9 protein-coding genes are annotated in these 12,277 nt (G+C 66.4%); 5 read left to right on the top strand and 4 right to left on the bottom strand.

The features are described 5' to 3' along the window. Positions 1–143 precede the first annotated feature (143 nt). Complete coding sequence (locus QDT69_RS10785) at positions 144–1,814, bottom strand: SWIM zinc finger domain-containing protein (RefSeq protein ID WP_279706548.1); 1,671 nt, start codon at positions 1,812–1,814, stop codon at positions 144–146. After that, complete coding sequence (locus QDT69_RS10780) at positions 1,811–4,969, bottom strand: hypothetical protein (protein WP_279706547.1); 3,159 nt, start codon at positions 4,967–4,969, stop codon at positions 1,811–1,813. Before QDT69_RS10780 ends, QDT69_RS10785 begins: the two co-directional genes overlap by 4 nt. A gap of 260 nt (positions 4,970–5,229) precedes the next feature. Here QDT69_RS10780 and QDT69_RS10775 point away from each other — a divergent pair, with 260 nt between their 5' ends. Continuing rightward, positions 5,230–5,604 (top strand): hypothetical protein, encoded by a 375-nt coding sequence (locus QDT69_RS10775; RefSeq protein WP_021080572.1) that lies wholly within the window; start codon positions 5,230–5,232, stop codon positions 5,602–5,604. 6 nt (positions 5,605–5,610) lie between these two features. On the opposite strand, the gene QDT69_RS10770 is transcribed toward QDT69_RS10775, so the two are convergent. Both QDT69_RS10770 and QDT69_RS10765 read right to left on the bottom strand, forming a co-directional pair. Continuing rightward, positions 5,611–6,966 (bottom strand): polysaccharide deacetylase family protein, encoded by a 1,356-nt coding sequence (locus QDT69_RS10770; protein ID WP_279706546.1) that lies wholly within the window; start codon positions 6,964–6,966, stop codon positions 5,611–5,613. Positions 6,967–7,062: 96 nt separating this feature from the next. Then, positions 7,063–7,878 carry a polysaccharide deacetylase family protein gene (locus QDT69_RS10765; RefSeq protein ID WP_279706545.1) on the bottom strand — a complete coding sequence of 272 codons (816 nt, stop codon included), beginning with the start codon at positions 7,876–7,878 and terminating at the stop codon, positions 7,063–7,065. A gap of 84 nt (positions 7,879–7,962) precedes the next feature. Between QDT69_RS10765 and mgtE the strand changes: the two genes are divergently transcribed. The 4 genes from mgtE (at position 7,963) to QDT69_RS10745 (ending at position 12,234) form a co-directional block, all read left to right on the top strand. Then, complete coding sequence (mgtE, locus tag QDT69_RS10760) at positions 7,963–9,384, top strand: magnesium transporter (RefSeq protein WP_279706544.1); 1,422 nt, start codon at positions 7,963–7,965, stop codon at positions 9,382–9,384. Between the two features lie 145 nt (positions 9,385–9,529). Beyond that, positions 9,530–9,850, top strand: coding sequence for a helix-turn-helix domain-containing protein (locus QDT69_RS10755; protein ID WP_279706543.1), 321 nt, complete (start codon positions 9,530–9,532; stop codon positions 9,848–9,850). A gap of 507 nt (positions 9,851–10,357) precedes the next feature. Further along, positions 10,358–10,567: a hypothetical protein gene (locus QDT69_RS10750; RefSeq protein WP_146985479.1), complete on the top strand. Its 210-nt coding sequence runs from the start codon at positions 10,358–10,360 to the stop codon at positions 10,565–10,567. Between the two features lie 362 nt (positions 10,568–10,929). After that, the gene (locus QDT69_RS10745; protein WP_279706542.1) at positions 10,930–12,234 is read left to right on the top strand and encodes an MFS transporter; all 1,305 of its coding nucleotides are present in this window, start codon (positions 10,930–10,932) and stop codon (positions 12,232–12,234) included. The last annotated feature ends 43 nt before the right edge of the window (positions 12,235–12,277 follow it).

Genomic DNA, 12,277 nt, shown 5'->3' with positions numbered 1-12,277 from the left:
GCATGCGTGGTCATGGTGCAAGGACGGCGATACGCCGCCCGGGTTGCAAGGTCCTGACCGGCCTGCGCCCTTCCGAATGCAGTGATACGCGAATTGCCGTCGCCGGCACAAGCCGGCTCTGCGGATCAAGGGTTTCATGTCACTCATGCGATGGCGGGCCCATCCTGGGCGACGCCCTCGACTTGCGAATGAAAGATCCGGCGCAGTGCCAGGATGTGCTCGCACGGGCCGCGCATCATCTTGTTGTGGCCATAGAAATGACAGCTGCATCGCGCCTCGACGAGCCGGTCGTCGTCGTCGATGACGAGGCTCACCTGCTCGGTGCGCGCGTTGTCGAGCACGCTGCCGTTGATCTTGCGAACGCCCTGGTTGCGATCAATGTTGCCGATCGTCACGAGGTTGGCGTTGATGAGGCGATCGGCCTTCTCCTCCTGCGGGCTGGCGAAGCGCAGCTGGGCCGACGACAGCGGCTCGCGCGTCAGCTCGCGCAGGCGGTAGAGCGACTTGTCGAGGTCGAACATCACGCGGCCGGCCTGGGTGTAGGCCGTGAGCGCCGCATGCACCAGCGTCTGGTCGACGCCGGTCTGCCGCGCGAGCTCAGCGGCGGTCGCCGCATGCGACTTGCCGAGTGCCGCGAAAATGCGCTGCGCGGTGTCGTTGTCGACCTTGTGGCGCGGCGCGAGCAGGTCGAATTGCCCGGCGGATGACCAGTCGTTCGCGGTCCAGCCGGACAGGCCGAGCGTGAAGCGCAGGCCGCCGAAGTCGACGACGAAGAACGACGGCAGGCCGGTCCCGGTCAGATGCACCCGCACCGATCGCGCCAGCGGCAGCGCCCGCTCGAGGATCCCAAGCCGCCGCCGGCCCCAGATGCGGATCTCGGCGGGGGCCGTGCCTCGATAGATCGAGCGGCGGAAGGTCAGCCGTTCGTGCCACGGCTCGATCACCACCTCTACCGGCGCGTCTGGCTTCAGCACGAACCGCAGCGAGCGCGGGCCGGCCTTTTCCTTCTTCTGCGCGAGGCGGGTGAGGATGTTGGCCATGTCCACGGGATGCAGCTCGAACACATGCGCCGGCAGGGTCATCGCGCTCGACACCTGCAGGAAGCCGCGCACCCAACTGTCCGGCAGGTCGATCTTCTCCTCGCGGAAGTCGAGATCGTCGCCGGTCTGCACCTCGAACCCAGAGGGATCGATGGTGAGGGTGGTGTCGCGATAGGAGCGGATCTTCTGGAATTCGTCGTAGAGGGCGTGGCTGTAGTCGATATTGGTGGTGCCGAACGCCATCTCGCCGAGGCTCTCGAACACGTCGTGGTCGCAGGACAGCCGTCCGTAGCTCGATTCGTCGAGGCTGAAGCACTCGAAGAAGATCTCGTCCGGGTGCACCGTGATCACCGGATCGAGCACGATCCAGGCATCGCGGTTCTGCTTGTAGACGTAGTTGAAATAAGCCTGCCGCGCCGCCCAGAACGGCTTCATCTGCCGATCGCGCTCGCGGTCGAAGCCACGGATGCGGTCCTGCAAGTCCGCGATGCGCGGCTTGAGCGCCGCCGACTGCGCCGTGGCCTCGGCGAGGAAATTGGCCTCGTTCTGCTTCAGCCACTCGAAATAGGCGGTGCGATCGCGCGGCTTGAAGCGCAGGTCCGACACCACGACGTGATGCAGCGCGGAGATTGCCTCGCGGAAGGCGAGATGACGCGCCACCTTGCCGGTGAAGAAGGTCGGCTGGCGCAGCGTGTCCGGCGCGAAGGCGAACGACGACGAGGCGGCGTCGGACGAGGCGCTGGTGCTGCCGAGAAATCGATATGCGAAATTCATGCGGCGGTCCCGCTGGTTTGCGAGCCGCCGCCCGGCGGCGTGCGGCCGGCGCGGGCCACGGTGACGGGCAGCGGCAGATCCGGCCAGGCATGCGCGATGTCGCGCAGGATGATCAGCGCGGGCGCCTTGTCACGCAGGGTTACGCTGAGCGTGAAGTCGTGCAGCAGCTGCGCGATCGCCGCTGCGCGGTCCCGGTGCGCCAGCGCCTCATTGCGCAGCGCCGTGAAGATCCGGTCCTTGGCGATGCGCCCGCGGTTGATCTGCATCAGGATGACGCGGGCCTGGGTGAGGAATTTGGCGAAGATCGCCGCATCCGCCAGCGACTCGCCTGTGATCAGCTCGGTGACGAAGAGATGGAAGCTGCCGGAGGGATGCTCCAGCACGCGCCCCAACACCTCGGCGATATCGCTGTCGGCGAGGCTGCGCCGCAGCAGCAGGCGGGCGCCGTCCTGCACCGCAGGCACGGTCGAGTCGGCCATCACAGCCAGCGCCGCCGCCGGCAGCGCATCGCTGGGCCATGCCGTGAGGCGGTTCACCGCGGTCGTGCGGACATCATCCCACTCGCTCTCGACCAGCAGCACCGCATTCTGCGGGTCGGCTCGGAAGCGGGGCTCGTCAGCCGTGAACGCATCAAGTGCGAAGCGGCGCACGGCGGCGAACGGATGGTTGCCGAGGCGGGCGAGCTGGCGGACCGAGAAGCGCGACGGGGCGCGGCTTTCCAAAAGCTTGGCGCCGAGCATGCGGGCGCCGGATGCGCGCGCCTGCAACAGGCGCCACAGCGTGCCGTCGTCGATGGCGGCCGCGGCTTGCGGCAACGCTTCGACGAACAGCGTGACCATGTCGGCCGCATGGCCCTCGATAGGTTCGGCGCGGAAGAAGCCGGCCATCAGCATGTCGCGCAGCCGGATGGCGAAAGCCTCGTCGCTCGCCGCAAGGCGCGTGACGAGTGGCCGCGCGGCCGCGCGCAGCCCGGCATGGTCGCCGGTGGCGGCCAGCACGATGCCATCGCGATGTTGCGCGAGCGCGGCGTCGTCGAGCCGCGCCAAGAGGCTCATCGAAGCCATGCGGATTTCCGGCGCATCAGCCTGCAGGATCGCCTGCCAGAACGCTTCCGGCAGGTCGCCGGGCCGTGTCGGGGTCACCGCGATGAGCTGGATGCTGGCTGCCTGGACGTCGGGGCTGGCGTGGCCGGTCAGGCTCTCGATCACCTCCGGCTGCAGCGGGCAGTCGCGATCCGGCCAGAGCTGCGGCAGCAGCGCGAGAGCCGACGTGAGGCCGGCGCGCTGCAGCTCGTCAAGCTGTGACGGCAAGTGCGCGAGCCAGGCCGCAAACGCTTCCGTCGCGCGGGCGCGTTGCTCCCGCGAGGGCGTGCGGTCGCGCAGCCAGCCGCGCGTGCGGGCTTGTACGTGGTCGTGCGGGCTGGTCAGCGCGGCGCGCGCAAGGGCGGGGTCGGCCCACGGCCAATCGGCGCGGTCGTCAATGGCGCGGATGGCCAAATCGCGCATCTCAGGTGCGGTGGTCTCAAGCAGCGCGGCGATCAATGCCGCATCGGCCTTGCCGGCATCGATCAGGCGCCGTGCGATCGTGGCCGCAAGTGTGGTGACCTCGGGATAGGGCGAGGCGAGCAGGCCGCCGATCGCGGCCACGTCCATCGTCTCGGGCCGCGGCGGGCCCTGCCGCAGCGCCTCGGCCGCGAAGCGCGCTGCCGCGTGATTGCGCGCCAGTGTCGCGATGCGCAGCAGCCGCTCAGGCCGGGCATCCCATAGCGTGGGGAAGGCTTCCTCGCGCTGCGCCGGCGCACGGTCGCCGACATGGCGATGCGTGAGAGCCCTGGTATTGAAGTGGCTGGTCGGGGCCGCGGCATGCAGCAGGTGGCTGACGCTCCAAACCCGGCTGAGCGCCTCGGCGGCATGAGGGACAGGACGATAGCTGCGTTCGATCCGGATATGCTCGGTCCACGTCGCCGGCTTGATGCCGTCGGCGTCGGTGAAGGCGAGGAGCAGCTCGCTCGCCATCGCCGTGAACGCGTCCTGCCCGAGCTCGGCGCGCTTGCGCAGCATGCGCCAGGCGCGCCGCTTGAAGTAGAGCAGGGTCTGGTCGGACAGCGCGACGCGCGGAGCCGCACTCTGCAGTTCCTCGCTGAGCTTCAGCGCCTGGCGCGAACCGGGCAGCCAGACGCGGTCGTTGTAGACCCGGCCGCGATAATACATCGGCGTCGCCAGCTCGAACTGCCGCGCGGTTGCAGCGAACAGCGGGCCGTCGTCGGTGAGATCGGCATATTTGAACAGCCGCCGCAGCACCTGCACATAGGGCGGTCGCGGGCTCATCGCGTGCACAGCCGCGAGCAGCGTCTTGCGCGCAGCGCTGTCTGCGAGCGCATGGTGGGCGAGCGCAATGAGGAACTGATTGGCGAAACCCGGCTGAACCGAATTCGCCGCCAGCAGGGCCTGGATCAGGCCCGCGCCGTTGCCGTTCGCCAGCGCCATCTCGATGTCGCGGGTCGCCGCGGCATCCGTCGTTCGCGGCAGCGACAGCCGCGGCGACGCTCGCCGCGCGCCCATCAGTTCACTTGCGAGGGCATAGGCCGCGTAGTCCCGCGTCATCAGGCTGACATTGACGTCGGCACAGCGGCGCAGCAGATCGGCGGCGTCGGCGCCGCCGCAGCGCGCCAGCGCATAGACGAGGCTGTAGCTCGCGTTCGCCGCGCCGGTCTTCTCGGCGATGGCGGCGAGCTGGGGATAGGCGGCTGTGAGCCGGATCACACCGAGGCGCCAGAACAGGCGGTCGCGCTCATTCTCTGGCCACGCGCTGCGCGCGCAGACCGCGAGCTTCCTGAGCAATTCCGTGTCGCGTCCGTTGGTATCGACATCGGTATCAGAAACGGTCAGCGGCGGTGCATCGCCGTCGATGCGGCGATAGCCGTCGTTGATCTTGGACACCACGACACTATCGAACAGCTTTTCGGCATTCGCGCGGGTGACCGGCGATGGGGTCTTGGTTCCATCCCTTAGCGAGGTGCCGCGACGGCCATATCTGAAATTGACCAGATACCGTGCGTCGTCGTCGGCGCGTTCCAGATCGACGAGATCGACTTCATAGAGCTTGTCGGATCTGCCCTCCTTCATCCAGAGGCGAACCGAGCGAACGACGTGCATTGACCACCCTGGGATGTCCGGGGCGGATTACATCGCAAGCCGGGCGCGCCGCGTCAATGGGGCGACTGGTGCGGCGGAATATAACGATGCGCCGGCCGTACCGGCTCGAGCCGGTGTGTGACGTGGAGGTGCGGTCGATGCGATCCTGTAACACCGGTCGGGTAGAGTGGCGGATGGATGGCCTCGCTGGTATGGCGCTGCCGACTGCAGGCCGCATCTTTCGATCACGCGGCCCAAGCCTGCCCCACCCGGAGCTCCCGATGATCTTTGCCAGCTACGTCTACCGCGCCGTCTCCAACTTCGTGTTCCTGGGGCTGGTCTATTTCACGCTGAACCTGCTGGAGAAATACGAGCAGCGCGCGACTGTCGCGATCCTGGTCCTGGTTTATGCGGTGATGCATGCACTGTCCGGCCTGCGCTCGTTCTATTTCTTCCAGCGCATCGAGCGCCTCGAAGGTGAGACACGGCGGCTGGCCGCTGCGGCCGGCGAGGGGCCCAATGCCGCAGCCTCGCGCAAGCAGATCGTCGCCGATGTCACCGAGCTCAGGCATGCCGGCGAGATCAAATCCTATATCGACATCTTCTTCCTGGCGCTGGTGATCCTGCTCTGCGTCGCCAAGATCGTGGCCAGCTAGAGCGCTCTAGTCAGGCACGCGCTTGCCGGCCGCCGAGGCTTCAGCGCGCGGAGTGCGTTTGGCGACGTGGACTGCCGCGTTGCTCGCAGCCGGCGGCGCGACATGCAGGGGCGCGCCGCGGCTTCTGCCATGCGCCGCCGCGGGGACCTGATGCGCGGCCTGCTTCGGGTGCCTGGCCTGGCGCGCCGAGATCGCCTGCGCGCGCGGTGCGCCGGCGGCTGCGACGCGGCGATTCGTCGCCGAGCGCGCCGCAAGCAGGGTCAGGTCGAGCGCTTCGGGAACGCGAAAGACGTCGGCTGCTGGTATCGGCAATGTCGAGACCGGTGCGAGCTGCGCGACCTGCGGCTGCGGCCACAGCGTGCGGACGGGCACACCGACGCGTGCGCGCTGCGCGTGGTCGAGAACGTCCGCATCACGCCAATCCATGTCGGCAAAGACAGGTGCCGGCAGCGTCCGCGTCGCGGTGAACACGAAGTTCGGGATTCTCGGCCAGCGCGTGGTTGCCACCGTCTCGGTCGGCGGATGCATGAACCATTGCTGCGGTTGGGTCGGCGTGGCCGGGCGGTCGGCGGTCGCGGGCACGACATGGACGATGCGGTAGCCGCGCTCCCTGAGCGTGTTGAGGATGCGCGGCAGCGCCGCCACGGTGCGCGGCTGGATGTCGTGCAGCAGCAGGATGCCCTTGTGCTTGGCCTCGATCCGCTGGATCGCGAGGTCATAGACCCGCTGCGGCGAGATGTGGCGCCAGTCGTCGGCCGGGAAGTCGGCGCTCCAGACCTGGATGCCCTGCGACGCCAGATAGGCCTCGGGGATCTCGGCGCGCATCAGGCCGGGAATCCGGAAGAACGGCGCGAGCTTGCTCTTGTCGCCGTTGAGCGCGGCAAGCGTCGAGGCGATGCCGTCGTCGACTTCCTGCCGCACCTTCTCGAGCGGCATCTTGTTCATCGTGAGCGGATGGTTCTGGCTGTGCGTGCCGACGGTGTGCCCGGCGGCGATCAGCTTGCGCACGCCCTCCGGATTGAACCGGGCCTGGGAGCCGATGGTGAAGAAGGTCGCCTTGACGCACTGGCTGGCGAGGATGGCCAGCACCTGGTTGCTGTATTTCGGCAGCGGCCCGTCGTCGAAGGTCAGCACCACCTCGTGGTCGGCGAGCGGCAGCGTCTCCGGATACTGCATGGTGCCGATCCGCGGATGCTCCCTGGGATCGACGACGATGGTCCGCGAGGTGCCGAGCGCGTTGGGGTTACCCGGGCAATCCGCGGCGAGGGCGGCCTGCGGCGTCATGAAGCAACAGCCCAGCAGTGCCGCGCCGATCACGGTCCGCGACCGCTTCCGGATCATCACCAGGACGTTTGCAATCATCGAATCTCGGCCGCAGTCCAAACGCACTGACGAATCCTTAAGGGCGGCCCCATGAATGCCGCCTTAACGGTCTGTAATCCACCTTGGGTGCCGGGTTCAATGTGTCCGGTCAGACACGGTCTTCATCGCTGCCGGGACGATGTGGACGACGTGATAATTATGCTGCTGCAGATACCTTAGAAAGGCGGGCAGCATCTCGGCTGTCCGCATTTGCGGGTCATGCAGCAGGATAATTCCCTTGCGGTGGCCTTCGAGCCGCCCGGTGAGCAGCTTGAGTTCCTCATCGGGGGTCATCTTGTTCCAATCGCTGGCCCAGAAATCGGCTCCGAACACCGCGATACCGCGCTTTTCCAGACGCTCGAGCAGGGCGGGCGTCGACTCGAAATAGGGGAACCGGAAGAACGGCGTGCTCGGGACCGTGCTCACGGTGCCGCGCAGGGCCTTCCCGACCGCTTCGATCCCCCGGTTGATGTTCGCCTCGGCCTGATCCAGCGGCATCTTGTTGAGGTGCGGATGGTCCCAGCTGTGATAGCCGATGGTGTGGCCGAGGCGCGCAATCTTGCGGACCATATCGGGATGATCGGCCGCGTTGCGGCCGACCATGAAGAAGGTGGCCTGCACGCATTCGGTCGCCAGCGCCGTCAGCACCTTGTCGGTGACGCCGGGGGTCGGCCCGTCGTCGAAGGTCAGCACCACTTCGCCATCCCGGAGCGGCAGGGTCTGCGGAAAGCTCTTCAGCCCGACGCGCGGATAGGTCGCAGGATCGACCTCGAGCACACGTGAGGTGCCGAGCGCATCCTTACGCGTGCACTCGGCGGCCTTCGCCGCGCCGGTCAGCGCGCAAGGTGCGAGCGCGATCAGCGCCGCGACAACGTTGAGGATCGGTCGCGGTGCGCTCGACTTCTTTCTCATTGCACAGGGCCCCACCGATTAGGTAATCCGTTCCGCACTCATCCAACCAGTTTTTCCCCTCCTGTCAAACCGGCGAAACACGGCATGGCCGAGAATTTCGACGTTGCCGAACCCGCCGAGGGCGATCCGCTGGCCCGGATGCCGATGCGGGACGAGGAGGGCCAACTCCGCCCCGAATTCGTCGCTGGCATCACCCGAGCCATCCATGCCGCCGATCGGCCCCTGCTGTGCGAGGTGGTGGCGGAACTGCACGAGGCCGATCTCGGCGACCTGATCGCGGCGCTGGAGCCGGACGACCGCGTCACTCTGGTCGAGATCACGGGCACCGACTTCGACTTCTCGGCGCTCAACGAGGTCGATGAGACGGTCCGCGAGGAGATCCTCGAGGAACTCGAGCCGGAGACCGTGGCCGAGGGCGTCCGCGAGCTCGAATCCGACGACGCCGTCGAGCTGCTGGAAAGCCTCGACGAGGAGGACCAGGAAGAGATCCTGGAGAAGTTGCCGGCGGCCGAGCGCGAGGACATCGAGCGCAGCCTGCTGTATCCAGAGAATTCCGCCGGCCGGCGGATGCAGACCGAGTTCATCGCGGTGACGCCGGACTGGAACGTCGGGCAGGCGATCGACTACATGCGCGATACGCCGGATATGCCGGACCGCTTCTACGAGATCTATGTGGTCGACGCCGACAAGCACCTGCTGGGCGCGGTGCCGCTCGACGTGCTGCTGCGCACGCGCCGCCCGGTTCCGATCGCGGACCTGATCGATGAGGACCGTCGCCGGGTCTCCGCGCTGGAGGACCAGGAAGAGGTCGCGCGGGTGTTCGGCAAGTACAATCTGGTCGCAGCTCCCGTGGTCGACACCATCGACCGGCTGGTCGGCGTGATCACCATCGACGACGTCGTCGACGTGATCGAGGAGGAGGCCGACGAGGACCTCAAGGCGCTCGGCGGCGTCACCCATCCCGAAGAGCTGTCCGACACGGTCTGGACGATCGCCCGCGGCCGCTTCAACTGGCTCCTGGTCAATCTCGCCACCGCCTTCCTGGCCTCGTCGGTGCTCGGCCTGTTCGAGGGACAGCTCGAGAAGATGGTGGCGCTCGCGGTGCTGGCGCCGATCGTGGCGAGCCAGGGCGGCAATGCCGCGACCCAGACCATGACGGTCGCGGTGCGCGCGCTCGCCACCCGCGAGCTCGGCGCGTTCAACGCGATGCGCGTGGTGCTGCGCGAGACCATGGTCGGGCTCGTCAACGGTATCGCCTTTGCCGTCATCACCGGCATCGCCGCGGTGGCCTGGTTCAAGATCCCGGGCCTTGGCATCGTGATCGGGCTTGCGATCATCTGCAACCTGGTCGCCGGCGCGCTCGGCGGCATCCTGATTCCGATGGTGCTGGAACGGGTGCGCGCCGACCCCGCGGTTGCCTCCGGCACCTTCGTCACGACCGTCACCGACGTGGTCGGCTTCTTCTCGTTCCTCGGCATCGCCACGCTGTGGTTCGGGCTGAAATAGAGCATGATCCGAAAAAGTGCGAAGCGGTTTTTCGAAAGAGATCATGCTGAGAGGGGGGCCTGACGGCCGGTTTATCGTTAATCGCGCCTTAACGGGGTTGGCGGATGATGCTCCTATCTTCAAGGGGGCCATCACGGGGGCCATCATGCAGCGGTTGCGGCTCAAGGCGGACGGACGGATCGTCGAATTGCGCGACGGGCAGGAAATCCCGCTCGGGCCGGCACATCCGGCCGAGGCGGCGATGCACCCTGCGGCCGCGCGACCCGCAGTGCGCGATCTGCGCCGCCGCGCCCAGCTGACCCAGCTCGAATTCGCCGCCAAGCTCGGCGTTCCCGTCGAGACCATCCGCAACTGGGAGCAGGGCAAGCGCGCCCCGCGGGGACCTGCCCGCGCGCTGCTCGCAGTGATCGCGCATTCGCCGGAAACGGTGTTCGCCGCGCTGTCGAGCGAGCCGACCGCGGCTTGAGCCGATACCGCGCGCTTCGCCGTCATTGTCAGCCGATAGATCATGCTTATGCGCTGCATCCACTGCCGCCGTCCTGGCGAAAGCCGGGACCCATAACCACCGCAGCGGATGATGAGCGAGACAGCGGCCCCAGCGTCGCGCAACAATGCGCAGTTGGGGTAATGGGTCCTGGCTTTCGCCAGGACGACGGTGAGGATGGTTCTCGATTCAAGATGTCAAACACGCGCAGTCATCACCCGTGCAAGCGGGCGATCCAGTATTCCAGAGACGTTTGTGCTTGAGCGGATAGGCCGCGGGGTACTGATCGCCCGGCCGAGCCGGGCGATGACAGTTGAGGGTGCGGCGGGGGCTTGCGCCGTTGGGCAACTCAGTGATTGGCGATTTCAGGGTGAGCCGGCCGCCGGCATTAACGCTCCCCGCACAGCGTCGCGGGGCTTGCCAGGAAAGCGGTTTGCCCGCTTTAATCGAGGGATTACAGCACGCTATTTTTAGAATCGTGGATTTCCAATGAACGCCATCGAGCAAATTATTGCCGGCTACGTGTCGCTGAAGAATCGTCAAGCGCTGGAAGAGCTCAGGGACCATCGCCAACGCCTGTTGGACGGCGTTCGAGCACACAGCGTCCCGGGCTTCAGGCCAACGGTCGTGAATGACACGCTCCGCGAGGAGATCGAACTCATCGAGGCAGCATTGGCTCGCTTCGACGAGGACGCATAGCCTGCGACGGGCGCCGTCACTTGCTGCTGTCGCTGCTCTTCATCCGCCGCACCGTATCGATGAAGGCCACCGTTGAGCGCGATTGCCGTAGCCGCAACGCCGGGCCAAGTCGCTGAAGAAATCCCGGCGCGGCAGGTGAACTGGCGCCCAATTCCTCGCCATGACCGGATCAATATCGAGGCAAAGAATACGTAATACATAGTATTATCAATATGATATAGAAAATTGTATGCAGAATACAAAATGTGCTTGTCGCTTCACCTCGGTTGAAGCAGACTTCTTGCGGGGCAGGAGAGGCCAGTGACCTTCAGGGACGAGGGCACGCCAGGGCAAAAAGCAATCTGCCGGCAGAGGAGCGAGCAATGAGCGATCAGGTGTCCACCATCGCAATGGCAGATACGGCGAAGCCCAGCGGCGTGCGCTGGAAGATCTTCCTGCTGATGTTGTTCCTGATCTCGATCAACTATATCGATCGCGCCTCGCTGTCGGTCGCGATGCCGGTCATCGCCAAGGAGTTCGATATCGATCCGGCGATGCAGGGCCTGATCCTGAGCTCGTTCTTCTGGACCTACGCGCTGATGCAGGTGCCGGGCGGCATGCTTGCCGATCGCTTCAAGCCGCGCATCGTGATCGCGCTCGCGACATTGTTCTGGGGCTTCTTCCAGGCGCTGGCGGCGCTGTCCACCAGCTGGATGCTGCTGCTCATGACCCGGCTCGGGCTCGGCGCGTCGGAAGCGCCGATCTATCCGGCCGGCGGCAAGCTCAACGCGATCTGGATGACGCAGACCGAACGCGGCCGCGGCGCGACCTTGCTGGACGGCGGTGCGCCGCTTGGCGCTGCGCTCGGCTCGATCGTGATCGCCTGGCTGATGGCGGCATTCAGTTCCTGGCGCGTCGCCTTCGTCGTCGCCGGCATCGGCACCATGCTGTGCGGGCTGTGGGCCTGGTACTACATCCGCAACGTGCCGCGCGAGCATCCGTCGGTCAATGAAGCCGAGGCGCGCTATCTCGAGGAGGCGCATGCGATCGAGGACGCGGCGACGCCGCCCTCGTCAGGCGCGAGCGGGATGGCCTATTTCCGCTTCCGCTCGGTGTGGTGCATGTGCCTCGGCTGGATGTTCTTCAACACCACCTTCTATGGGTTGCTGACCTGGATGCCGACCTATCTGTTCAAGGTGCACGGCTTCGACATCAAGGCGCTCGGCGGCGCCTCCTTCATCATCTTCTTCGCGGGCTTCGTCGGCGAACTGGTCGGCGGCTGGATCGGCGATGGCTGGCGCGCGCGGGGCGGGGCGCCCAACACCGTGTTCCGCACGCTGTTCGGCATCGCTGCGATCATGGCGACCGTCTCGATCTTCCTCGTCGCCTACGTCACCAATGCGGTTGCGGTGGTGGTACTGCTGTCGACGACGCTGTTCTTCCTGCGCTGGTGCGGCATGTACTGGGCCATCCCCTCGGCGCTGGCGGGCCGCGGCAAGTCCGGCTTCCTCGGCGGCTGCATGAATCTCGGCGGCAACATCGCCGGCATCACGACGCCGTTGATCGTCGGCTTCATCGTGCAGGCCACCGGTTCTTACTTCCTCGCCCTGATGTATTTCGCTGCCGCGGGCATTGCGCTGTTGATCTGTTCGACCCTGATCGACTACAGCCGCAAGCTCCCGGTCTAGAATCGAAGTGCGGCCGAGCCCGTCAAGGGTTCGGCCGGTTGAT

Origin of the sequence: Bradyrhizobium sp. CER78 (assembly GCF_029846235.1) — a bacterium.
Lineage (GTDB): Bacteria > Pseudomonadota > Alphaproteobacteria > Rhizobiales > Xanthobacteraceae > Bradyrhizobium.
The sequence above is the reverse complement of the archived record's forward strand: the minus strand, read 5'-3'. Positions and strand labels throughout refer to the sequence as shown.

Bases quoted from the DNA above. Each gene is read 5' to 3' on its own strand.
- QDT69_RS10785 (WP_279706548.1), bottom strand. From the start codon at position 1,814: ATGAATTTCGCATATCGATTTCTCGGCAGCACCAGCGCCTCGTCCGAC.
- QDT69_RS10780 (WP_279706547.1), bottom strand. From the start codon at position 4,969: ATGCACGTCGTTCGCTCGGTTCGCCTCTGGATGAAGGAGGGCAGATCC.
- QDT69_RS10775 (WP_021080572.1), top strand. From the start codon at position 5,230: ATGATCTTTGCCAGCTACGTCTACCGCGCCGTCTCCAACTTCGTGTTC.
- QDT69_RS10770 (WP_279706546.1), bottom strand. From the start codon at position 6,966: ATGATTGCAAACGTCCTGGTGATGATCCGGAAGCGGTCGCGGACCGTG.
- QDT69_RS10765 (WP_279706545.1), bottom strand. From the start codon at position 7,878: ATGAGAAAGAAGTCGAGCGCACCGCGACCGATCCTCAACGTTGTCGCG.
- mgtE (WP_279706544.1), top strand. From the start codon at position 7,963: ATGGCCGAGAATTTCGACGTTGCCGAACCCGCCGAGGGCGATCCGCTG.
- QDT69_RS10755 (WP_279706543.1), top strand. From the start codon at position 9,530: ATGCAGCGGTTGCGGCTCAAGGCGGACGGACGGATCGTCGAATTGCGC.
- QDT69_RS10750 (WP_146985479.1), top strand. From the start codon at position 10,358: ATGAACGCCATCGAGCAAATTATTGCCGGCTACGTGTCGCTGAAGAAT.
- QDT69_RS10745 (WP_279706542.1), top strand. From the start codon at position 10,930: ATGAGCGATCAGGTGTCCACCATCGCAATGGCAGATACGGCGAAGCCC.